General features: G+C 70.2%; 18 protein-coding genes. 6 read left to right on the top strand and 12 right to left on the bottom strand.

Annotated elements, in window-relative coordinates:
* Nucleotides 1-65: 65 nt before the first annotated feature.
* Complete coding sequence (locus HS104_21260) at nucleotides 66-1,508, bottom strand: hypothetical protein (protein ID MBE7482499.1); 1,443 nt, start codon at nucleotides 1,506-1,508, stop codon at nucleotides 66-68.
* A gap of 134 nt (nucleotides 1,509-1,642) precedes the next feature.
* On the opposite strand from HS104_21260, the gene recJ reads away from it, so the two are divergent.
* Nucleotides 1,643-3,358, top strand: coding sequence for a single-stranded-DNA-specific exonuclease RecJ (gene recJ, locus HS104_21255; GenBank protein ID MBE7482498.1), 1,716 nt, complete (start codon nucleotides 1,643-1,645; stop codon nucleotides 3,356-3,358).
* Between the two features lie 126 nt (nucleotides 3,359-3,484).
* Nucleotides 3,485-4,216, top strand: coding sequence for a Uma2 family endonuclease (locus HS104_21250; protein ID MBE7482497.1), 732 nt, complete (start codon nucleotides 3,485-3,487; stop codon nucleotides 4,214-4,216).
* A 23-nt stretch (nucleotides 4,217-4,239) separates the two neighbouring features.
* On the opposite strand, the gene HS104_21245 is transcribed toward HS104_21250, so the two are convergent.
* The 3 genes from HS104_21245 to HS104_21235 all read right to left on the bottom strand — a co-directional run bounded on the left by HS104_21245 (nucleotide 4,240) and on the right by HS104_21235 (nucleotide 9,716).
* Nucleotides 4,240-4,770: a hypothetical protein gene (locus HS104_21245; protein MBE7482496.1), complete on the bottom strand. Its 531-nt coding sequence runs from the start codon at nucleotides 4,768-4,770 to the stop codon at nucleotides 4,240-4,242.
* Between the two features lie 125 nt (nucleotides 4,771-4,895).
* Entirely contained in the window at nucleotides 4,896-8,417 is a 3,522-nt protein-coding gene (locus HS104_21240; protein MBE7482495.1) for a chitobiase/beta-hexosaminidase C-terminal domain-containing protein, read from the bottom strand.
* 162 nt (nucleotides 8,418-8,579) lie between these two features.
* The gene (locus HS104_21235; protein MBE7482494.1) at nucleotides 8,580-9,716 is read right to left on the bottom strand and encodes a DUF4185 domain-containing protein; all 1,137 of its coding nucleotides are present in this window, start codon (nucleotides 9,714-9,716) and stop codon (nucleotides 8,580-8,582) included.
* 12 nt (nucleotides 9,717-9,728) lie between these two features.
* On the opposite strand from HS104_21235, the gene HS104_21230 reads away from it, so the two are divergent.
* The 4 genes from HS104_21230 (at nucleotide 9,729) to HS104_21215 (ending at nucleotide 15,362) form a co-directional block, all read left to right on the top strand.
* Nucleotides 9,729-10,583, top strand: a complete 855-nt coding sequence (locus tag HS104_21230) for an ABC transporter ATP-binding protein (protein MBE7482493.1) — start codon at nucleotides 9,729-9,731, stop codon at nucleotides 10,581-10,583.
* A 93-nt stretch (nucleotides 10,584-10,676) separates the two neighbouring features.
* Complete coding sequence (locus HS104_21225) at nucleotides 10,677-11,843, top strand: MCE family protein (protein MBE7482492.1); 1,167 nt, start codon at nucleotides 10,677-10,679, stop codon at nucleotides 11,841-11,843.
* 7 nt (nucleotides 11,844-11,850) lie between these two features.
* The gene (locus tag HS104_21220; protein ID MBE7482491.1) at nucleotides 11,851-13,704 is read left to right on the top strand and encodes a hypothetical protein; all 1,854 of its coding nucleotides are present in this window, start codon (nucleotides 11,851-11,853) and stop codon (nucleotides 13,702-13,704) included.
* A gap of 32 nt (nucleotides 13,705-13,736) precedes the next feature.
* Nucleotides 13,737-15,362 (top strand): hypothetical protein, encoded by a 1,626-nt coding sequence (locus tag HS104_21215; GenBank protein ID MBE7482490.1) that lies wholly within the window; start codon nucleotides 13,737-13,739, stop codon nucleotides 15,360-15,362.
* Nucleotide 15,363: 1 nt separating this feature from the next.
* Here the strand turns inward: HS104_21215 and HS104_21210 are convergent, their stop codons facing one another.
* The 8 genes from HS104_21210 to HS104_21175 all read right to left on the bottom strand — a co-directional run bounded on the left by HS104_21210 (nucleotide 15,364) and on the right by HS104_21175 (nucleotide 22,949).
* A complete protein-coding gene (locus tag HS104_21210) occupies nucleotides 15,364-16,050 on the bottom strand; it encodes a hypothetical protein (protein ID MBE7482489.1) in 687 nt (228 codons plus the stop codon).
* On the bottom strand, nucleotides 16,047-16,637 hold the full coding sequence (locus HS104_21205; protein ID MBE7482488.1) for an RNA polymerase sigma factor: 591 nt from the start codon (nucleotides 16,635-16,637) through the stop codon (nucleotides 16,047-16,049). The genes HS104_21210 and HS104_21205 overlap by 4 nt, the downstream gene beginning before the upstream one ends.
* Nucleotides 16,638-16,714: 77 nt before the next feature.
* Entirely contained in the window at nucleotides 16,715-18,244 is a 1,530-nt protein-coding gene (locus tag HS104_21200) for a hypothetical protein (protein ID MBE7482487.1), read from the bottom strand.
* A 32-nt stretch (nucleotides 18,245-18,276) separates the two neighbouring features.
* Nucleotides 18,277-19,026, bottom strand: a complete 750-nt coding sequence (locus HS104_21195) for a TonB family protein (GenBank protein MBE7482486.1) — start codon at nucleotides 19,024-19,026, stop codon at nucleotides 18,277-18,279.
* Nucleotides 19,016-19,435 carry a biopolymer transporter ExbD gene (locus tag HS104_21190; GenBank protein ID MBE7482485.1) on the bottom strand — a complete coding sequence of 140 codons (420 nt, stop codon included), beginning with the start codon at nucleotides 19,433-19,435 and terminating at the stop codon, nucleotides 19,016-19,018. The genes HS104_21195 and HS104_21190 overlap by 11 nt, the downstream gene beginning before the upstream one ends.
* A gap of 3 nt (nucleotides 19,436-19,438) precedes the next feature.
* Complete coding sequence (locus tag HS104_21185) at nucleotides 19,439-20,059, bottom strand: MotA/TolQ/ExbB proton channel family protein (protein MBE7482484.1); 621 nt, start codon at nucleotides 20,057-20,059, stop codon at nucleotides 19,439-19,441.
* A gap of 17 nt (nucleotides 20,060-20,076) precedes the next feature.
* Nucleotides 20,077-20,958, bottom strand: a complete 882-nt coding sequence (locus tag HS104_21180; GenBank protein ID MBE7482483.1) for a hypothetical protein — start codon at nucleotides 20,956-20,958, stop codon at nucleotides 20,077-20,079.
* The gene (locus tag HS104_21175) at nucleotides 20,955-22,949 is read right to left on the bottom strand and encodes a TonB-dependent receptor (protein ID MBE7482482.1); all 1,995 of its coding nucleotides are present in this window, start codon (nucleotides 22,947-22,949) and stop codon (nucleotides 20,955-20,957) included. Before HS104_21175 ends, HS104_21180 begins: the two co-directional genes overlap by 4 nt.
* Nucleotides 22,950-22,995: the final 46 nt, after the last annotated feature.

Below are 22,995 nucleotides of genomic sequence, written 5' to 3'. Positions count from 1 at the left end.
GGCCCTCCGCGCGTGGGACGCGCGCGGCATGACAGCGCTGTCGCGCCGCAGGTTTTCCGCCCGATTCAGCGCTCGAGGACCTCGAGCTTGCCGCGCGCGCGGTGCTCCACGCGGGCCAGATCGCCGACCTCGGCGGGCACCAGCAGCCAGCCGCCGTCCAGGTGGTCGTAAGGCGTGTACCAGCCTCGGGTGGTGATGCTCGAGCTCGCGCGGGTCTCGGCCGTCACCTCGACCTCGCGACCGCTCGGCAAGCCCGTGAGCTCGACCTCGCGCCAGTCGTTGCCGCCGAGGCCGTCGTCGGCGATCAGCCAGTAGCGTTTGGGCTCCGCGATCACCTTGGGCTGGTTCACGTTCTGGCCGCGGTCGAACAGCTTGGTGTAGTTGTACCCGGAGATGAACTGGTTCTTGCAGTAGCTCATGATGTCGGTGGCCACCGCGGGATCGTGGAGCTGCCCGTTCGTGATGTCGTAGCCCCAGTCGCCGATGGACCCGTTCGGGTGCGGGAAGCTCTGGTCGATGCTGCTCGGGTCGAGGCCGGGCCCGCAGTTGGCGTGCGGGCGCCCGTGGGCGTGACCTAGCTCGTGCGCGGCCGTGTTCAGCGCCACGTCCGGGTAGCCGACGCCGAGCGCCAGGCGCAGCGACACCTGGCCCACGTCCAAGGGCTTGTCGTTGAGCAGCGTCACGCCGAGCAGGCAGCTGGGGAAGCAGAACTGCGACAGGGTCTGGGTCGGCATGAACACGCCGTACAGGTAGACATCGGGCGGGATGCCCTCGGCGTTGCGCAGGCTGTAGAGCTTCAGGCCGACGGCCTGCCAGCCCGAGCCGGTCGGGCTGATCGCCGAGCTCCACGGCACCGGCTCGTGGGTGGTGACCTCCACGTTCGACGCCGGGTAGAGCGAGAGGAAGCGCTTTCGGTAGAGCTCGACCTGCTCGGGCGAGGTGTCCGGCAAGCGACCGGACCCGTCCGCGTCGTAGGCGAAGGGCACGAGCATGACGCGGAAGGTGTTCTGCTTGCCCGCCACCGCGACCTTCTGCGAAAAGCGCGAGCCTGGGTTGTCCGCGCGGCCACCCGCGGCGGGCTGGCTGAAGCTCAGCTCGTAGTTGAGCTCCGGCCCGATGCGGCTGCCGGGGATCTGGAAGGTGACCGTGCTGGCGAGATCGGCCTCGTTGGCGGCGGGCGAGAGCGGCAAGGTCACCTCGAGCGGTGGCTGCCCATCCAACAGGTCGAGCTTCGCGGTGACGGGCTGGCCGTCGTAGTCCGGCGTCAGCGAGTGAAAGACTCGGAACAAGCCGTCGCGCCCCGCGATCAGCGGCACGCCCTCCGCCGGCGCGCCACCGACCATCACTTGGCGTTTGGGTCCCTGATAGATCGCGATCTCGTTCAGCACCACGCCGGGCGCGCCGATCGACGCGGGGCCGCCGGGCTTGCCGCCTCCGCCGTCGTCCGAGCTCCCGCAGCCGGTCACGATCAGCCATCCCACGAGAGCACACCCGATCGCACGCTTCATGCTCCGCACATGACACGAGGCCCGGGGCGTGACAACTGGATCGCTGCGAACCCGGCGTTTCCGCCTCCTCGGTCACTGTCTGTCCGAGCTTCGTTGACGCTCGGGGATCGGTGTGTTCCATACCCCGCGTCCCCATGCCGAGCCCCGAGGTCGCCGAGCTTGTTCCGAGTCCGCGACCCAGCCTGCCGGCGGAGGCGCCTCCCGAGGCGCACGCGTTGGCTCGCGCCGCCGGGCTGACGGTCACCATCGCCGACTTGATGCAGCGGCGCGGGCTCACCGATCCGACGGAGCTCGCGCGCTTCATGGACCCGAAGCTGTCGCACCTGACTCCTCCCGACGGCATGGCGGATCGCGACGCCGCGGCGGAGCGCATCGCCTTCGCCATCCAGCAGGGCGAGACCATCGCCGTGTTCGGCGACTACGACTGCGATGGCATCACCTCTGCCGCGATCATGACCGGGATCCTCCGCGCTCTGGGCGGTACGGTCGTGCCGCTCCTGGCCAGCCGCTTCGATGGCGGCTACGGCGTCTCGCCGGCCGCCGTGGAGCGCATCGCCGCGAGCAGCGCCAAGCTGCTCGTCACCTGCGACTGCGGCTCGTCCGATCACGTGACGTTGACCGACGTGCGGGCGCGAGGCCTCGACGTGATCGTGATCGATCACCACCTGGTGCCCGACGAGCCCCTGCCCACGGTCGCGTTCCTGAACCCGCACCGTCCGGAGTGCGCTTTCCCGTACAAGGGCCTGGCATCCTGTGGGCTCGCGCTGAGCGTCGGCGCCGCGGTGCGCGCTCGCCTGGGCCAGAGCCTGGATCTGCGCGTGTGGCTCGATCTGGTCGCCATCGGCACCATCGCCGACGTGGCGCCGCTCGACGGGGACAACCGCGCGCTGGTGCGCGCCGGGCTGCGCACGCTGGCCGAGGGCCGCCGCCCCGGCGTGCGTGCGCTGCTCGAGCTGGCCCGCTTCGACGCCGCCCACGCGCCGAGCGGCGAGGACGTGGCCTTCCGCATCGCGCCGCGCATCAACGCGCCGGGTCGCCTGGGCAAGCCCGATCTCGCGCTCGAGCTCCTGCTCGCCACGAGCCACGAAGAGGCCCGGGCCATCGGCGCGGAGATCGAGCGGCTCAGCACCGAGCGGCGCAGCATCCAGGAGAAGATGATCGTGGAGGCCGTGCGCGAGATCGAAGAGGCGGGCTACCACGAGCGGCCCGCCATCGTGGTCGGGCGCGCAGGTTGGAACCACGGGATCGTCGGCATCGTCGCCGGCCGCCTCGCGTCGCGCTACGGCAAGCCGGTGATCGCCGTCGGCTTCGAGCCCAGCGGCCACGGGCGCGGCTCGGTGCGCGGCCCCAAGGGCTCGCGCCTGCACGACGCGCTCTCCCAGGTCCAAGACGTGCTCGAGCGCTTCGGCGGACACCAAGCCGCCGCAGGAGTCGAGCTCCGGCTCGATCGCCTCGAGGATCTGCGCGAAGGCTTCGAGAAGGCCTGCGAGGCGGCGCCGGCCTTGGCGCCGGAGGACGAACACGCCGACACGGTCTGGCTCCACGCCGCCGACTCACCGGCGCGCGTGCTCGGCGACGTGGCGAGGCTCGAGCCCTGCGGCCAAGGGAACCCCGCTCCGCGCGTCGCGGTGCAGGCGGAGCTGGTCGCCGCGCGCGAAGTGAAGGGCGGTCACCTGAAGCTGGAGCTGGAGCTGCCCAGCTCCGGCCGCATGAGCGGCTTTGGCGTCAGCATGGGCGCGCGAGCCGGCCAGCTCAGTGGCCGCGTGGTCGTGCTCGGGCGCTTGCGCCGCGACGCCTGGCGCGGCGGCGACGCGGTGGAGATGCGCGTCGAAGACGTGATCGGCGACTGACTTTCGCCAGGCCGGCGTCGCCACTCTTCGCCACCCGCGCCGAGGCGCGCCCCAGCAGATCCCGGCGTTTCGGCGCTGGCACCCGGCTTGCTCTCCGCGTTGCTGACCGAGCATCACGGAGGCACAATGCGATGGACGGATCGAGGAGCCGCGACGGACTTGACCACGGGAGCCACCAGCCTGGGCCGCGACGAAGTCGAGTATCCGTCGCGCGACGGCCGGCCGATGGCTGAGACCGACACCCATCGCGACGAGCTGATGGCTGCCATCGAGTCGCTCTCGGCACGCTACGCCGACCGCGACGACGTGTACGTGGCCGGCGATCTCCTCATCTACTACGAAGAAGGCAATCCGAAGGCTCGCTTCGCCCCCGACGTCTTCGTGGTGTTCGGAGTGCCGAAGCGGCAGCGCAGGGTCTACAAGCTGTGGGAGGAGGGCGTCGCCCCGGCGTTCGTTCTGGAGCTCAGCTCGAGGGGCACCTGGCTCGACGATGCCGGCAACAAGAAGGCGCTCTGCGCGCGCTTCGGTGTCGCGGAGTACTTCCTGTTCGACCCAGAGGCCGACTACCTGGACCCTCCTCTTCAGGGCTTCCGGCTCGTGGACGGCGACCTCCGCCGCATCGAGCCGGACGACCGCGGCGTGTTCGTGAGCGAGACCCTGGGGCTTTCGCTGCACCTGGAGAACCTGCGGCTGGTGCTGATCGATCTCCGGACCGGCGAGCGCCTGCTGCGCTATTCGGAGCTGAACCACGCTCGGCAGGAGGCAAATGTCGCTCGGCAGGAGGCCGAAGCCCGCGCCCGAGCCGCGGAGGACGAGCTCGCTCGGCTCCGAGCCGAGCTCGCGAAGCGCGGCGGTTGACGTTGCCCCTCGCAGGGGCCGGCTCACTCGACCTTCACGCCCTTGCGCCACTCCGCGTACCAGAGGTCCATCGTGGCCTGATCGTACGGACCCATGTCGCGCTTCATCTCGCGCCAGTATTCGGTCTGGCAGTCTTGCGCTGCGCCCACCGGCGGGGCCACGCCGGCTTCGGCACTCGGTGGCTTGGGTGCCGAGGTGCCCATTGCGGAGCTCGCGCCCGCGGGCGGGCCCGCGCTGGCGCTCGCCACGGGGGCGGGGCTTGCCTTGCTGCCCGCGTCGGTGCCCGAGCGCTTCCCGGCATCGGCGGCCGCGTCGGCGGCCGCATCCGCCGGTGCGGTGGCGCCGGCATCGAGCGGTTGACTGGAGGGCGGCGGCGGGGCGGCGGCCTGCTCTTTGGCCATGAGCTTCTCGCAACGGATGTAGGCCGCCTTGTGCTTCTCGAAGACCTGAAACGCCTCGTCCTTCGTCTTCGGCTGCGGGCCCTTCTTGCCGCAGGACGCGACGGCGACGAGAGCGGCGGCGACGACCGAGGCCCGAGCGATGCTCCTCCGCATGGCGGCTCGGACCGTGCGCGCCTCGGGTTCGCGAGTCAACCCATCCTGCGCACAAAAAGACTCCGGGGAGCGAGGCTCCTGGGTAGGAACCTGCTCCCCGGAATTCTGTTTGTTATCGCGCTACGTCAGGGGATGCCGACGTAGGACGACGGTGTGCTCGCTGCGGTGAGGTCGAAGTTGAACGAGTTGGCGTTCATCGTACCCGGAAGCGTGCAGGGTACGCCCGTGATCCACCCGCCGCCCCAGATCCAGACGTTGAACCTCAGGTTCGAGGGGCTGCCGATGTCGCTCCGGAGGAACGAGAACTCCACGTAGGCCGGGCCACCCGTCCCCCCGGTGTAACCGAGGACGACTGGGATGGTGGAGTCTTCCCATACGGAGTTGGTCACGTTCCACTTCCGCAACACGGGGTTCAGAGTCGTGTTCTGCCACCTCAGGTGGTAGAGCATCTTCGCCCCTGGCATGATGGTGCGCGCCGGCGTGTCGGAGATGTTCGTCCCCTGGACGCCATCGCCGAAGTAGGCGCTGATGACCTCGCCCGTGCTGAAGTAGGTGCCGTCCCAGCCGAGGTAGATCCGGTTTGCGTCCCACGACAGGTACGCCTGGTCGGGCCAGGTCGAGCACATCGTCTGGAGAGCGTCCGCGGCGTTGAAGTCGTTCTGCCCGTCCACGACGATGGTGTGCGAGTAGGGGTTCAGCGAGTAGATCTTCGTGCTCGTCGACCAGGTCATGCCCTCCTTGCAGGCCACGGCGTGAACCGTGGTCGTCGTGGAGATCGTCCCCAGCGAGTTTGCTGCACCAGTGGTCTGGAACGCGCAGGTCCAGGCGTTGTTGCCGGAGTTCGCCTCGAGGTAGGCCTCGAGCCCCGCGCAGGTGTTCGGCTGCGGCGGGATGCTCGCGGTGCCCTTCGCCCAGCAGGCGGTGTAGCCGGTCGCGAGCCCGGTCGGGACCGGGTTCGGAACGAACGACACGCTCTGCGGCGTCGAGAACGGGTTCGTCGGATCCGGCGTCCAAGCGATGGGGCCGACGTTCAGCGTATAGGTGCCGGACGCCTGGGCCGAGCTCGGCAGGCCGGTCGCGTTGCAGGCGATGACCTTGACCGTTTCGGTCTTGGTCACGTTGATGCTGCACGAGGTCGAGGTGCAGCCCGCAGACAACGAGCCGAAGCCACACACCCCACCGGTGCAGCTCGGGTTCGAGCCGTCGGTGGTGTAGCAGAACTTGTTCGACGGAACGAGGCTGGACGGCGCGTTGGTGACACCCAGAGTGAAGTAGTCGTTCAGCGTGGCCGTGGCCTGCGAGAGCACCGGCGTCTGAACGAAGTACGAGTAGGTGAACGTGGCGACGTCCGAGGGGATGAAGTTCGGCCGGCACGAGATGGCCTTGATGGTGGTCTGCGCCGGGTTCAGGATCGTGACCGACTTGCCGAACACGCCCGAGCCACCGGTGCAGTCCGGGGTGCTGCCGTCCGTGGTGTAGTAGCTGGTGGTCGTCGACGTGGCCGAGTCCCACGCGATGTTGGTGCCGATGGGCACGCTGCCGGGCGCCGGGATGCCGTTGTTCAGCGTCGGCGTGGCGACCTTGAGCGTGTACAGCACCGTCACGACGTCGGAGTTCGTCTTCACGTCGGGGCTCGCCGAGTCGCAGGCCCGCGCCTTGATGGTGGCGTTGGTCTGCGTGGCCAGGTTGTTGACCGTCGCCGAGTCGCCCGCGCCGGCCTTGGCCACGGTGACGCAGGTGCCGGTGCAGCCCGGGTCACTGCCGTCGGTGGTGTAGCAGATGATGGCGCCCTGAGTGGTGTCGTTGTTCTCGAACGTGACGTTCACGTTGTTGTTCAGCGTGCCGGTGCCGGGCGTGATGGTCGGGTTGGCCATCTTGTTCGCCGCCTGGTACGTGGCGCTATCCGACGCGCTCAGGTAGTCCGCCTTGCAGGCCATCGCGTTGATGGTGGTGCCCGCCGAGACGTTGACCGTGGCCCACCCGGACGGGAGTGCCTTGGTCAGCCCCGAGGCCGTGCAGGTGCAGTCCGGCACCGCAGCGGTCGTCGAGTAGCAGATGAAGTCCGGCACGGCGCCCGCGCCCGGGTCGATGTCGACGTTGAGCGTGCCGTTGGCGTTGACCGGGGTGCCGGTCGGGGGCGAGAACACCGGCTTGTTCAGCTGGAGCGTGTAGGTGGTGCTCGCCTCGTCGGAGACCTCGAAGGCAGGGCCGCAGGCGACGCTGCGCACGTTGGTGCCCGTCTTGGTGACGTTGATCGACGTGGCGTTCTTGGTGCCCGTGCCGCCGCAGCTGCTGGACGCGCCACAGGTCGGCGCCGTGCCGTCCATGGTGGTGCAGGTGTAGGCCCCGCTGGCGCCGGCGTTGGCGGCGTGCGCGATGTTGACGGTCACGGTGTTGGTGTAGGTGCCCGTGGCCTTGTCGTGGGTCGGCGCGTTGAGCTTGTACTTGTACTCCGCCGTGTAGGCATCGGAGCCCAGGTAGCCAGCCTTGCAGGCGACGAAGGACCACTTCTTGTTACCGGTCTTGGAGTCGAACGCCCAGTTGGTCGGCAGGTTGTTGCCGCCGTTGACCAGCTGGCCGCTGACGCAGGTCGGGGCCGCCGCCGGAGCGGTGGTGAAGCGCCCGGTGACCGCGCCGTTGGTCGCCGAAGAGAGCAGCGGGCTCTGATCGTTGCCGGTCGGGGTGGTCACGTAGTCGTAGTCCCCCGGCGCCGGCGTATTGAGCTGAGGCGTCGCGACCTTCAGGGTGTACTTCTGGGCCGGCGTGACGCCGTCCTTCGCACCGCCCGCCTTGCACGCGATGGCGGTCACCGTGACCTCGCCGGTGTTGGCGTTGGTCACGTTGCCGTTGATCGGTACCTGGGTCTGCGAGTTGTACGTCTGAGACGTGCCCTGGCAGACGCCGTTCGTGCAGACCGGAGTCGAGCCATCGAGTGTGAAGCAAATCGTCGCCGCCGGCGTCTTGCTGGTGAGCGAGAGCAGGAAGTCGTTGTTCTGCGTGCCCGCCGCCGGGTTGAACGTAGGCGGATCCACGTCGCCGACCGGAATGTTGATGTCGTAGATGGCTACGCCGACGAGCGAGTCGGAGAAGCCGGGCGCGTCGCACATGGCGCGGAGCGTGGTGTCCTGCGTGATGGCGAGCGGCGCGCTGTAGACGACGCTGTTCTTGTTCGGGTTCGTTCCGTCCGTGGTGTAGTAGATCGTCGCGCCGGACGTAGTCGTCGAGATGGTGACGCTCTGCGCGCTGGTGTACGTGCCCGCCGGGGGCGCGAACGTCGGGGTGTCGCAGGGCTGGAGCTGGCCGCCACCGGTGCCGCCGGTTCCGCCGCCGCCGGTTCCGCCGCCGGCTACGCCGCCGGTTCCGCCGCCGCCGGTTCCGCCGCCGCCGGCTACGCCACCGGTAGCGCCGGTTCCGCCGCCGCCGGACACGCCGCCGGTTCCACCGCCGCCGGTTCCACCGCCGCCGGTTCCACCGCCGCCGGTTCCGCCGCCGCCGGTTCCACCGGTTCCGCCTTTGCCGCCCCCGGAGCCCCCGCTGCCTTCGTCATCCCCACCGCAACCTACCGTTCCCCCAACCCCAAGCGTGGCTGCGAGCGATAGGGCGGCGAGCTTCTTCAGCCCATGTGCCGTCCACAATCTCAGTTTCATTTAGAAACCTCCAACCGCGCTCGATAACACGGCGGGCAATTCGGATTCAATCGATTGCGTCCGCAAAGCGACGGGCGTCATGCTCGAAATCACGTGACGTAGTCACTTGTCTTTCCGCCCACGCCAGCGTTGGGTTCGACGTAGTCACTTTTTGCAACACCTCTAACGCGACAGCGTGAGTCGCACGAAGCGCGGCCAGTACAGCTGCTCTTGTCCAAGAGGCGTGAACAGCGCCTCGAAATCGAACGCGTTGGTCGCGTAAGTGACCGCGAGACCGTCGGAATGCCCGGTGTCGAGCACGGGGTGCGCCTTCGCCGCGTACACGAAGGCGTCGCTCTCGCGCGACTCCGGCGGTGTCATCACGTCCTCTTGGGGAGACCAGGGACCGGTGAGCTGCTTCGAGCTGCGCACCGCGATGGTCGTCGCGCCGAAGCCGCGGCTCGCGACGTGGAGGTGGGAGCCGACCCGGGGCTCGAAGTGCAGCGAGCACTCCGAGCCGACGTCGCTCATGATCTGGCTGGGAGCCTGGTTTTCCAGCTGATTTGCTCGCGCCCATCCGAGCGACGGCCCCGCCCACCACTCGGGCTCGAGCGGCCCGGCCGCGAGGTCGGATGTTGCAAATCGCGCCAGCCAGCCGGCGTGTGCAGAGCCCCGCGCGCTCGCAGTCGCGTACACGTGCGACCCTTCGAGCACGACCGCGGTGCCCAGCGTCGCCGTGGGATCGGCGGCGAGCTCGGGTCCGTCGCGCCAGCTCAGCTGCCACGCCAGCGGCTCGTCGTCGGGGTTGTCGATCGTCACCAGGCGCCAGCCGGCCTCGGTGAAGCCGAGGCCCTGGCCCGGCGTCGCGCGTTGTGCGGCGAGGAACACGAAGAGCGGACCGCCCGGCAAGCGAGCGCCGTGGGCCGGCCAGTGCCACTCGTCGCCTTGATCGGAGAAGAACGGCGCCGGAGAGCCGTCGGGATCGGTGCGCCACGCGAAGCTCAGGGTGGCCGAGGTCGGATCCGTCCCGATCTGGATCGCCACCGTGTTCCTGACCATCTCCGACTCGTGCCGATCTCCCTTGTCGCTGGTGGCGACGAAGCTGTCGCCGAAGAGCCAGAGGATGCGGTCCCCTCCGAGCGGAATCGAGAGCGCGCCGTCGCCGCCGAGCCAGCGTGGATCGCTTCGAAACATCGCGTCCGCCTCCGGCCAGGTCTCCGCCGCGACGACGGGCACCCAGGCGTCGTCGGCGCAGCCCAGGAGCACGAGCGCCGCGAGCATCGGCAGACATCGGTTCCTGCGCTGGATCCGCGCGGGCATGCGCTTCAGAGCATGCCACGGCTGACGCTGCCCGGGTGGGGCGCTACGCTTCCACGCCTGGTGCAGCAAGAACCCGTCATCCGCGAGGTCACGCCGCTCATCTCGTTTCGCGGCGTGTGCAAGGCCTTCGGTCAGAAGGTCGTGTACCGCGGGCTCGACCTGGACGTGTACCGCGGCGAGGTGATCACCATCGTCGGCGGCTCCGGCGTCGGCAAGAGCGTGATGTTGAAGCTCCTGATCGGCCTCCTGACCGCCGACCGCGGCAGCATCACCTTCAACGGGCAAGAGATCACCAAGATGAGCGAAGACGAGCTGTCGAGAGTGCGGCAGCGCATCGCGATGCTGTTCCAGAGCGGCGCCTTGTTCGACTCGCTGAGCGTCGGCGAGAACGTCGCCTACGGGCTCGAGGAACACTACCGCGAGAAGATGAGCAAGGCCGAGATCAAGGAGCGCGTGCACTGGGCGCTCGGCCTGGTGGGGCTCCCCGGCGTCGAGGAGATGCGGCCCGCCGATCTGTCGGGCGGGATGCGCAAACGCGTCGGGTTGGCCCGGGCCATCGCCGTGCAGCCCGAGGTCGTGCTCTACGACGAGCCGACCACGGGGCTCGACCCCATCAACACTGCGCGCGTGAACCACATGATCATGGGCCTACAGGAGAAGCTGCACTTCACCAGCATCGTGGTGACCCACGACATGAAGAGCGCCTTCACCATCAGCGACCGCATGGCGATGGTGCACTCCGGCACGGTCATCTGTCAGGGACCGGTCGCCGAGTTCCGGGCCTCGACCGATCCGCGCGTGCACGACTTCATCGAAGGGCGGGCGCCGGTCAAGGAGTCCGTCGAGGCGCTGCTCAGCACGGGCTGAAGGCCTAGACGGCCCCGGCCCGCGGTTCGGCGCCCGTTCGGGGCGGTGCCTTTCCGCGTTCCCTTCCTGGTACTAGACTTTCGGACCCGCCCTATGTCCCTCAAGCGCGAGATCAAGGTCGGACTGTTCGTGCTCGTGGGCATGACCGTCTTCGGCCTCGTCATCTTCTTGATTGGAGACGAGCGGCAGGCCTTCGAGCGCAAGGACACCTACCGTGCGGTCTTCGACGACGTGCAGGGCCTGAAGCGGGGATCCACCGTGCGCATGGGCGGCGTGGACGTGGGCGCGGTGTCGGACGTGCGCTACTCCGACGACCCGGACGACCTGAAGCTGTACGTGAGCTTCACCGTGGTGAAGGACGAGGCGCGCCGCATCCGAGCCGACAGCTGGGTCATGATCGACAACAAGGGCCTGCTCGGCGACAAGATGGTGACGCTCAAGGCCGGATCAGCTGGGGCGGAGCGCATCGTGGCGGGCGGGGTGGTGCCGACCAAGACCGCCAAGGACCTGGGCGACATGATGGGACAGGTCGCCAACATCAGCGCCAAGGCCGAGAGCGTGATGGGCAACCTGGAGAAGACCACCGGCGTCATGGCCGAGGAGCGCTTCACCGAGGACGTGAAGGGCACCGCGCGCTCGCTCAACAGCATCCTGAAGTCGCTCGACGAGGGCAACGGCTACGCGGCGAGGCTGTTGAAGGACCCTGCCGAGGCAGAGAAGCTGTCGCGCACGCTCACCAACCTGGAGAAGACGACCGCGGAGCTCAATCAGACCCTACGCGGCGTGAACGCCATCGTGAACCGCGTGCAGGCCGGCCCCGGCTTCGCGCACGACGTGGTCTACGGCGACGCGCCGACCAAGACGGTGACCTCGTTCGGCAACGCCGCGGAGGAGCTGGCTCTCACGCTCAAGGGGATCCGCGAGGGCAACGGCCCGGCCAAGAGCCTGATCTACGGCGACGACAAGTCGCAGGAGCTGATGAGCAACCTGAACGTGATGAGCCGAGATCTGCGCCAGATCGTCGCCGGCGTGCGCGCGGGCAAGGGCACCGTGGGCGCGCTGCTCGTGGACCCGAGCGTCTACGAGGACATCAAGATGGTGCTCGGCAACGTCGAGCGGAACAAGGCGGTGCGTGCCCTGGTTCGCTACAGCATCAAGCAAGACGAGACCCGTCCCAAGGTCGAGGTCAAGGACCCCGGCGCGCCCGCGCCGAAGCCGGCGCCGCCTGCCGACGCCCGCGCTTCGAGCAAAGGTGAGTGAAGGGCCGATGAGCCCTGCTCGCCTGGCCCTGCTCGCGCTCGGCCTCGCCTTCGCCACCGGCTGCAAGAAGAGCGAGCTCCCCGCCGCCAAGACCTGGTACGACGCGGCAACCCTCGCCGAGTCGCTGCGCAGCGAGGAACGCGCCGGTGCAGCCCGGAGCGCCGGAGTGAAGGCGCTGAACGAGCTGCCGCTCTACGAGCTCGAGCTGGACCTGTCGGACGATCTGGGGCGCGCTCAGGTCACCGAGACGCTCCACTTCACCAACGGTTTCGGCGTGCCCCTCGACGAGCTGGTGCTGCGGGTCTACATCAACGCGGTCGGCGACGCGCCGCCCGTGAAGGTCGGCAAGGGGGCGTGCTCCGAGGGTCCGGCCTGCAGCGTGAGCACGCCGAGCCCCAGCGTGGTGGTGGCGAAGCTCGACAAGCCCCTTGGTCCGGGCGAGCGCGTGAAGCTCGCGCTCGCCCTCAGCGCGGAGCTCCGCGCCATCGAGCCCGGTCGGACCAGCATGCTGGCGCAGGGCCTCGAGTCGCTCGAGCGGCTGAAGAGCGGCAAGGGCGCCGGCGACTACGGCTTGCTCTCCCGCGGCGAAGAGATCGCGTCGCTGGCCAGCTTCTACGCGGTGCTCGGCCGCTTCCGCGACGGGAAATGGGAGAAGACGGACGCGTCGCAGATGGGCGATCTGGGCGCCGACGGGCTGAGCCACGTGCGCGCGAAGGTGATCGCTCCGGCGGACGCGAAGGTGGTCAGCTCAGGCACCACCGTCGGGAGCGCGCCGGCGCCGAAGGCCGAGGCCGGCGCGCGGCGCGAGACTCGGGTGGTCGCGGCGCTGGTGCGCGATTTCGCCCTGATGCTCAGCCCGCGCTTCGAGACGGCGAGCCGCAAGGTTGGCGACGTCGAGGTGCGCTCCCACTTCCTCGCGCGCGACAAGGAAGCCGGCGAGCGCGTGCTGGACGCCGCTGCCTCGTCGCTGGCGACCTTCGAGAAGCTCTTCGGCCGCTACCCGTACGTGGATCTCGACGTGGTCGAGGCGCCGCTGGTCGGCGGCGCCGGCGGCGTCGAGTTCAGCGGGCTGGTGACCGTTGCGAGCATGCTGTACCGCCCGGCGCTCGACGAAGGTCCCCTGGGCGTGCTCGCGGGGCTGCTCGGCGGCGGCGGCGGAGACGCCGGGATGAAGCAGATGACGGACGCCATGCTGGAGTTCGTCACCGCCCACGAGGTCGCGCACCAGTGGTGGCCGGGGCTGGTCGGGAGCGACACCCGCAAGCACCCGTTCCAGGACGAGTCCTTCGCGCAGTGGAGCGCGGTGCTCTACGTGTCGGAGCGCCACGGGCCCGAGCGCGCCAAGCTGGAGGCCGAGCGCGAGGTGCTCGCGAACTACCACACCATGCGTCTGTTCGGCGTCGAGGACGGCGCGGTGGACCGGCCCGTGGAGGCGTTCGCCGGCGAGGTCGCTTACGCGGGGTTGGTCTACGGCAAGGGACCGTTCTTCTTCCGCGAGGTGCAGAAGGTGATGGGCGACGAGGCGTTCTTCGCCGCGATCCGCGCCTACGTCGCGCGGCATCGCTTCAAGCAGGCGCCGCCGCGAGGGCTCGTGGACGCGCTGGCCACGGGCGAGCACGAAGCCCGCGTGCGCGCCCTCGCCAAGCGCTGGCTCGAAGAGGCTCACGGTGACGAAGATCTCGGGAAGGCCGACATGCGCAAGCTCCTGGCCGGCTGGATCGGCGAAGAGGCGGCAAAGCAGATGGGGCCCGAGGTGGACGTCGCGATGAAGCTGCTCCTGAAGCTCCTCGGCCCGGGGTCCGGCAAGCTGGATGCTGGTGATGTCCTGAAGGAATTGCTCGCGCCCGGCGCGACTCCGTGAACCGGGCTGGCGCCCGGTGTAGAGTTCCTCTCATGCGGCGCCCCCTCGCCTCGGTGGTCCTGGCGCTGGCGGCGGCGCTCGTCGCCGCGGCCTGCAGCATCACCGAGGAGGGTGGGCTGGAGGCCCTCTCGGACGCCGGCGTGGGCGGCACCGGCGGCGGTGGCGGTGTGAGCACCAGCTGCTTTCCCGGCTCCAAGGTGTGCCCCGACGGTAGCGGGCAGCTGAAGTGCGTGGACGCGAACACGCCCCAAACTGGTTGCTCGGACAGCACCGGCTGCACGCCTTGCCCGTTGCCGCACGCCACCGCGAAGTGCGCTGCGACCGGCGAGTGCCAGGTGGACGCCTGCGATCCCGGCTGGCAGGACTGCAACGGCAACCCGGTGGACGGCTGCGAGACGAACGTGGACGGCGACCACCAGAACTGCGGAACCTGCGGCACCGACTGCAAGGCCACCAAGGGGCAGAACTGGATCTGCGACGCCGGCACCTGCATCGTCAACTACTGCGATCCGGACACGCTGCTCGACTGCGACAAGGACAAGAGCAACGGCTGCGAGGTGGACAGCAACACCGATGTCCTGAACTGCAAGTTCTGCGGCAACGCTTGCAGCCTGGCCCACGCCGTGAACGAGTGCGTCGGTCAGGTCTGCAAGATCAAGAGCTGCGAAGCCGGCTGGGAGAACTGCGACGGCGTCGAGGCCAACGGCTGCGAGACGAACGTCGCGACGGATCCGGGCAACTGCGGCAGCTGCGGCAAGCAGTGCAACTCCACCAACGGCACCGCCGGCTGCAGCGCCGGCAAGTGCGGCATCGTCTGCAACGCGCCGTTCCGCAACTGCGACGGCAACGCCGACAACGGCTGCGAGACGAACAGCAACACGAACCCGAGCCACTGCGGCGGCTGCGGCAGCGCGTGCAACCTGCCGAACGCCAACCAAGATTGCAGCGGCGGCTCTTGCACCATCGGCAGCTGCAAGGCCGGGTGGGCCAGCTGCGACGGCAAGGTGAGCACCGGCTGCGAGACGAACCTGAACACCACGGTGACGGCCTGCGGTTCTTGCAGCAAGACCTGCACGGCGCCGCAGAACGCCACGCCCAGCTGCTCCGGCGGCAACTGCGGCTTCGCCTGCAACCAGACCTACTCCCTGTGCGGGACCGCCTCGACGTGCTTCGCCACGCTGACCGACGCGAGCCACTGCGGCTCGACCTGCCAGCAGTGCCCCGGCCCCGCGAGCGGGCAAGGCTCGCCGGTGTGCAACAACGGCAACTGCAACGTCACCTGCAACAACGGGTTCAGCAAGTGCGGGCTCGACTGCTTCAACCTGAAGACCGACAAGAACCACTGCGGCAGCTGCACCAACGTCTGCACGGCGCCTCAAGGCGGCAGCACCAGCTGCGCGAACAGCGTCTGCGTGCCGGCGTGCCCGTCAGCATTGACCCTGTGCAACAACTTCTGCGCCGACACCACCAAGGACCAGAACCACTGCGGCGGCTGCGGCAAGAAGTGCACCGGCGGCAAGGTCTGTGCGGGGAGCACCTGTGTGTGCCCGGGCACCTCCAAGGACTGCGGCAACGGCACCTGCGTCGCGTGCTGCGGCAACAGCGACTGTCCGGGCAGCGACAAGTGCTGCTCCGGCGTGTGCAAGAGCGCGTGTTAGGTCAGCGCCCCAGCGCCTCCGACAGCTCGCTCGCCTCGCGCTGCCGGTAGCCGCCGAAGCGACCCGCCGCGAAGGGCTCGAGCGCCGCGCGCGCTTCCGCGCTCCGGCCGAGCCGCGCCAGACACAGCGCGCGGTTGTAGCGCGCCTCGGTCGAGAAGCGCCCGCGGGGCGCGGCGGCGAGGTAGGCGTCCCAGGCCGCGAGGGCGGCGGCCGAGTCGCCCTCGGTGAAGTGCCGCCGGTGCGCGGCGCGGTACAGCTCGTGGGACGGATCCGCGAGCGGAGCAGCCTTGGCGGGTGTGACGGCGGCTGGCTCTTCGACGGTCGCGGGAGCCGGCTCGGGCGCCGGAGGTGGCAGCACGGCTGGCGGCGCGAGCAGCCTCGGGGCGCGCCGCGACAGCTCCGCGCCGTGCTCCGCCGGCCGCCCCAGGCTCGGAGCGTCCGCGGCTCGCGCCATTCCGAGCGCGCTCTGCCAGCTCGCGGGCAGACGCCCGCCGGCGGCGCCGAAGGCCGTGGAGCCCACCAGCACCGCAGCGATGGGCAACAGGAACGCGACCTTCGCGCTGCGACGCCGCTCCCGCTTGTGCAGCGAGGCCATGACGCGCGCGCGGGTGAAGCGGGCCGAGTCGGCGGCGGGAGCGCTCTGGTCGCGGAGCGCGCGCGTCGCGGCGCGGAGCAGATCTTCGCTCATCGGAACCCCTCCTTCTCGAGCAGCGCGCGCAGCTTCTTCCGAGCGTGGAACAGGCGCGTGCGCATCGTGCCCTCGGGGGCGCCGGCGATGCGCGCTGCCTGCGACGAGGTGCGCTCCTCCACGTCGCAGAGCACGAAGGCCACGCGCTGGTCCAGCGGCAGCTCGTCGAGGGCTCGAGAGAGCGCGTTTGCCAGCTCGCGGCGGCGCAGGTCCCGCTCCGGGCTCGGGCTCGAGGGCGGCGGCTCGTCGGAGTACTTCTGGAGCGCCGCGCGCCGGCGCGCCGCTGCGCGCACGAAGTGGCGCGCGTGGTTGACCGCGATCGAGATCAGGAAGGTGCGGATCGACGACTCGCCGCGGAAGCCGTGGATGGCGCGAGGCAACGAGACGAAGACCTCGTGGACCAGATCCTCCGCGGCTGCGGGTTCGCCGACCAGGCGAGCAGCGAACGCGCGCACCGCCTCGTGATGCTCGTCGTAGACCTGTCCCACCGCCGCCGGCTCCCCGCGCTCGAGCCGCGCGCAGAGCTCGGCGCGCGCGTCGGGGTCCGTTCCCGCGTACGAGATCGAGAGGTCCACGTTCACGGTCATGCGGCGGCTCTCATCTTGGTGCCCGGATCGGGAAGAGTCGTTCAACGAAAATCGAACACCAATGATTTCCGGCGCTTCTAGAACAAGCTGACGCCCGCCACCCCGTAGGCTCGAACCCTCGACCCCTCGCCGTGGGAGTCCACGTCGTGGCTGACCCCGCCGCCCACGAAGACCCCGGTGGGGCCGAGCCCCTCGATGCCGATCAGTCCTCGGAGCGCGCTCAGGTGGCGGTCGGGATCCGAGTCCGTGTCGTCGAAGTCGCTGAGGTAGCGGTAGAGGGCGTCGATCTCCAGGTGGGTGGCGCGACTGAGCTTCACGTGCGCGCCGATGGCGAACGTCGGCGCCGCGCCGTCGCCGCCGTCGTAGCCCGCGCCGACGAGGGTGTAGACCGGTCCGTTCAGGTACTTCACTGCGGCGTTGGCCACCACTTGCGTGTCCGCCCAGGCCACCGCTTGCGTGCGACCGTTCTTGACCACGTTGACGAGGCCGAGGGGCACGCCCTCGACGCGATCGGAGACGTTGACCAGACCCACCTGCGAGCCCTTCACGTTGCCGCCGATGTTGACGAGGCCGAGCTGCGCTCCGTGCACGTTGCCGCCGATGTTGAGGACACTGAGCTGCACGCCCTCCACGTCTTGCTTGGCGTACGCGAGAGCGCCCGCGGCCTGAAAGCCGATCACGGGCCCGTTGGCCCAGCTCACCGCGCCGGAGAGCTGCGCGCCGCGCACGCGCGCCGCCGTGCTCACGATGCCGGCTCCTTGCGCGCCGTCCACGTCCCCGCGCCGGAGCGTCGCGATGCCGCTGGCCTCGGCGCCTTCGAGCTTGCCGCCGCCCTGCGCGAGGATGCCGGTGCCGAACGCGCCCCGGGCGTCGCCGTCGACGCGGGTCCAGAGACCGGAGATGCCGACCCCGTTCGCTGGCCCTTCGACGCGCAGGTGGCCGACGGTCAGGCCGAAGCCGGTGAGGCCGCCGATGCGGCTGTAGGCCAGGCCGACCTCGATGTCGAAGGTCTGACGCTCGCTGCCGTCCACGATGGCCAGCGGGTGGAAGAGCGAGAGGTTCGCGGCGAGCGGTCCGCGACGCGCGCCCTCGGCGGAAGCGGGAGCAGGTGTCGTCTTGGCCTCGACGCCGAGCGCCGGAGCTGGCGTGGGCGTGGGTTCGACCGCCGCGACGGGCTCGGGCTCGGGCTCCGGCTCGGGCTCCGGCTCGGGCTTCTTCAGCCCCGCGAGCAGCTCGCTGGCTTCGTCGCGGGCCAGGTTCCCCGCCAGGAGCGCGATCACCTCGATGCGCGACGACGTCTCCACCGGCAGCTCGACCTCGCGCTCGAGCTTCTCGCCGCTCGCGCGCGTGAAGCTGACCCGCGCTCGGTTGCCCAGGATGCGCACGCCGACCGAGCTCGACGCTTCTCCCTCGGCGACGGCCTCCACGCCGAGCTCCTTGCCGATGGCGGTCCGGATCACGTCCGCCGAGAGCCCGGAGCTGCCGGCGTCCACGCGCACGATCAGCGGCGCGCGGCTGGGCGCGCTGGCGGGCGCGGCGACCTGCGCCTGCGCGGGCAGGCTGAGCAGGCTCGAGAGCGCGAACAGAATGGGCGCCAGCGTTCTCATCGTTGCTCGGTTCCCGCTCGCGGTCGCGTCGTTCAAAGCCCGACCCGGAAGCGACAGGTATAGCGTACCCAGGTGCCGACTGGCCTGCCCTCGCGGTCCATCGGCGGCGACCACTTCGAGCCGATCAGCGTGCGCTGGCACGCAGCCCCGAAGCCGGGTTCGGACTCCGAAACGACCGACGCCGTGCGCACCTTGCCGTCCGAGTCCACGCGGGCGCGCACCACGGCTTGGCCACCCACGCCGCGGCGTCGCGCGTCCTCCGGGTAGTGGCGGGCCAGCGTGCCTGCTAGCGCGGGGGGTTCGGGCCGGCGCGCCAGATCGGGCAGCGGCACCGTGCTCGTTGCAGGCTTGGGGGCAGGAGCAGTAGCGGGGGCGCTCGGCTTCGGCGGCGGCGCCGATGCCGGCGCGGTGCCGCTCTGGATCGGCTCGCGCCGCTCCGAGCCGTCGCCCGTGGGCGCCGCGAAGCTCGTGCCTGGACCCTCGGCGGTGAGGGTCGTGCCACTGAGCTCGGCAGGGGGCTCGGCGCTCGTGGGCTTCGGCGCGGGTGCGGGCGCGATCGGCTTCGGCGCCGCGCGCTTCGCCGGCGGCGGCTCGGGCTCGGGCTCGGGTTCGGGCGGCTCGTCCACACGCGGCGCGGGCGGCGGCGGCAGCGCCACGAACTCCACGGGCGCGCTCGCGCTCGGCGCGGTGAACGAGCGCTGCGGCAGCACGAGACCGGCGCCCGCGTGCGCCAGCGCGCTCACCGCGAGCGAGAGCTCGAGCAGGTGCTTGTCAACGCGCATCTTCCAGATCGCTCGGATCGACGTTGATGGCGAACTGGGTGATCCCCTCGCTGCGCAGGAGGTCCACCAGCGAGACCACCGCGCGGTGCGCCAGCGAGCCGTCGGCGGCGATCACCGCCCGCGCTCCGGGCTCGCGCCGGCGCCGTTCGCCGATGCGCGCGCGGAGCTCGCTCTTGCTCACACGCGTGCCGTCCAGGTACAGCGTCCCGCTCGCGTCGAGCGTGATCGAGAGCGGGCTCGTGCTGGCCTCTCCGGTCTGGGCCTTGGGCAGGTCCACCGGGATGGTGCGTGCCACCAGGTAGGTCGCGGTGACCATCAGGATCACCAGCAGCACCAGCACCACGTCCACCAGCGGAGTGACGTTGATGCCCGTGATCATCTCGTCGTCGTCGTGCTGAATGGCGGCCATGGCTCAACCTTGGCTCTTCAGGTGGGCCAGCACCTCGCGCGACAGCGCGTCCGCACCGGCCAGACGTGCGCGGATCACGCGCTGGAAGAAGTTGAAGCAGGCCACCGCCGGCAGCGCCACGATCAGGCCGAAGGCCGTGGCCACCAGCGCCTCGCCGATCTCCGCCATCAGCCCGGCGGACACCTGCCCGGCGCCGGAGCCGAGGGCGTGGAACGCGCGCACGATGCCGATCACGGTGCCGAGCAGGCCCACGAAGGGGGCGTTGTTGCCCAGCGTCCCCAGGAAGACCAACCGGCGCTCCAGGTCGAGCTTGACCAGCGTGCTCTCCTTCGCGATGCGCTCCTCTGCGGCTTGCGCGTCTTTGCTGTCGAGCGCTGCGACGGCGATGCGCGCCTCGAAGCTCGGGCTCTCCTCCAGGCGATGGCGAGCCTTCTCCAGGTCGCCGCGCGCGAGCAGGCTGGCCAGATCGCGGCTGAGCGCGCTCACGTCGTCTCGCGATCCGAACAGGTACACGGCGCGCTCGATGGCGACCGCCAGACCCACCACGCTGAGCAAGACCAGAAACCACAACACCCAGGTGGCCCCGAGCTGAGTGAGGCCGTTCAGTGCACGCACGATGTCCATGTGTCTTTCTCCGATGCTCAGGGCAGGAGGCAGAGCGTGCGAGCCGACCAGTCGGCTCCGCCGCGCCCGTCTCGAACCACGAAGTAGAAGCGCACGCGCTCGCCCGCGGCGTCGCCGGGGGCGCGCCAGGGGACGCTCACCGACAGCTCGCTCGCGCTTCCCTCGATGACGCTGAGCGGGCGCGACAGCCGGCCGTGGGTCGCGAAGTGCGAGACCAAGAGCGGCTCGCGAGGGGGACCGAGGCCCGTCGAGTCGTCGAGCGGCTCGCGATCCGACTCGTCGAGCTGCACCCGAAGCGTGCGCTCCTCGCCGCTCGGCACGGACAGATCCCCGGGCGAACAGCTCGCCTGCGCGAGCTCGCTCGGCGATGCCTCGGGCCAGGGCTCCGTACCCAGGAAGAGGCTCGCGTCGGCGAGGGTGGGGTTCGTGTTCTGCCGCTCGGGCCCGCCCACCACCACGTCGAACAGGACCTGCTCGCGGTCTCCAGGGCAGCTCGTCCCGAGGCTCTGGGGGAGCGCGTCGCGGCAGACCAGCCCGCGCACCAGCACGCGCTCGCCCGGCGCGGCGGGCAGCACGAAATCGAAGCGCGGCAGCGCGGGCGAGAGCGCGGGCGCGGCGCCGCTGGCGAACACGCCGCCGGCGCACTCCGGAGCACCCCGCGAGGTGGCGTGGGCGGGGCAGGCCTCGAAGTACCAACCCAGGGGCGGGGCCGGCTCCGGATCGGCGACCAGCCACTCGAGGGAGACGGCCTCGCCGGGCTCGGGCCAGGCGAGGCTCGAGTCGCCCTCCACGCTGACGCGCGCGCCGAGCACCCGCATGCGATCGATGTCCTGTGGGTAGGCCAGTGGGTCGTCGCAGCCCAGGAGGCCGAGCGCGATCAAAGACGCGAGCGCTCTCACAGCTCACCTCGCAGGCCGATGTTGGGAAGGATCGGCATTCCGCTCACTCCTTCGCGGCGCGAGTAGTCGTAGCTGTAGCGCGTCGCTTCTTGGTTCTTGGCGTTGTAGGCGTTGAGCAGCTCCACGTAGGCGGCGAGCGTCAGCGGCGAGAGGCGCCACTCCTTCTCGACGCGCAGGTCGAGCTGATGGAAGGCAGGCCGCCGCTCGGAGCCGATCGCGCCGTAGGTCGGCCGGTACTGATCGACCCGCGCGTCGTAGACCGCGCCGGTCACCGGGGTCATCGGATCGCCGCTCACCAGGCGGAAGCGACCGCCCAGCGACCAGCCGGCGCCCAGATCTTGCGACGCCACCGCCGAGAGCACGTGGGTCTGATCGTGGTCGAACAGGCGCCAGCTGCCGTCGCGATCCCGCCGCTCGCTCCGCGAGAGCGAGTAGGCGAGGTAACCGAACGTGCGCGCGGACGGGCGCAGCTCGAGCGACAGCTCGGAGCCGAAGACGCGCCCGCTGCCGTCGTTGACGAAGTGGGGCGGCGCGTTCCCCGCGGTGCCCACCACGTTCTGGTAGATGTACTTGTAGTAGCCCTCGACGCCGAGCGTCACGCCGCGACCGAGCTGTTGCTCCACGCCGGCGCTGCCGTGCAGGGCGTGGTAGGGGTCGAGGTCGGGATTGCCGAGCGTCGGCAGCGCGTAGTACCAGACCGGCGGCTGCGTGAAGAGCCCGACGCCACCCTTCAGCGTGGTGGTCTCGCCGAGGGCGAAGCGCGCGGAGAGCCGCGGGTCGATGGAGCCCTTGCCCAGGTTCCCGTACCAGTCGAAGCGCACTCCTGGGACCAGCGTGACGCGACGGTCGGGCCGGAGCGCCAGCTCGACGAAGGCCGCGGGTTGGATCACCTCGACCCGGTCGCGGATGCTCATGCTCTCGGTCAGCCCGAGGCCGTCGTTCATGCTCGGATCGCCCTCCGGCGCCGGCGGGCGCGGGCCGTGGTAGCGGCCGTCCGCGAGCTCGATGTCGGTGTCGATGCCGAAGAACAGATCCGCCGCGGGCCCGAGCACGAGCTTCTGATCCACGCGCCCGAGCAGCTGCACGGACTCGAGCTCCTGCATCAACGGGCCGATCCTCTGCGAGCGGGTCAGCGTGCCGGCGGTGAGGGAGAGCCGCTGCGACCACTCGCTCGTGGGCGTGCTCTCGAGCGTGGCGTTCACGCGGTGGAACGACAGCACGCCCTTGATCTCGCCGCGCAGCCCCGGATCTTCGAGCACCGGCTTCGCGAACAGCAGGCGAATGGAGTCGCGGCTGCCGTAGGCCATCACGCGCAGCCGGTGATCGTCGCCGAGCCGCAGGCTGCCGAGGGCTTGGTAGTCGTAGTAGACCGGCGCCGCGACGACCGAGTAGGCGTCGGCCGGGACCAGGTTCTCGAAGAAGAAGTCGATGTTGCTGCGGCGCGCGCCGACGGCGACCGAGGCTTCTTTGCCCAGAGGCGTCTGAACCAGCGCGGCGCTGTCGATCAAGGACAGGTCGAGCAGCGCGTGAAGGCGATCGCTCGCCGGCGCGCGAGTCCGCGCCTCGATCACCCCGCCAACGAGCCGCCCGTAGCGCACCGAGAAGTTGCTGGGGTAGAGGTCCACCCGCTCGAGCAGGCGCGAGGGGAAGAAGCTCTGCGCGCTCATGAAATGGTAGAGCAGAGGCACCGGCGCGCCGTCCAGGAACACCACGCTCTCGTGCTGGCTCGCGCCGCGCAGCACCGGCGCGCCGCCCTCGTAACTCGCGCTGCGCGCCACGCCGGGCAGGATCTCGACGGCGCGCAGCGCGTCGCCGCGCGCGCCGGCCACGCGGCGCAGATCCTCGGCGGGCGCGGAGCGGCGCACGGGCTCGCTGGGCGGGGCCTCGACCTCGGCGGTCGCCCCGTACTCCAGCTCTTCCTCCTCGGCCCGCGTGGTGCGCGGGGCGATCAGCGTGAGCAGCAGTGTCGATACCACCAGACGACGGCGCACTCCGGCCTCCCGCGTCGCCCCAGCGATGCCGCGATTGGCATGGCGG

It is taken from the genome of Polyangiaceae bacterium, assembly GCA_015075635.1.
Lineage (GTDB): Bacteria > Myxococcota_A > Polyangia > Polyangiales > Polyangiaceae > JADJKB01.
The sequence above is the reverse complement of the archived record's forward strand: the minus strand, read 5'-3'. Positions and strand labels throughout refer to the sequence as shown.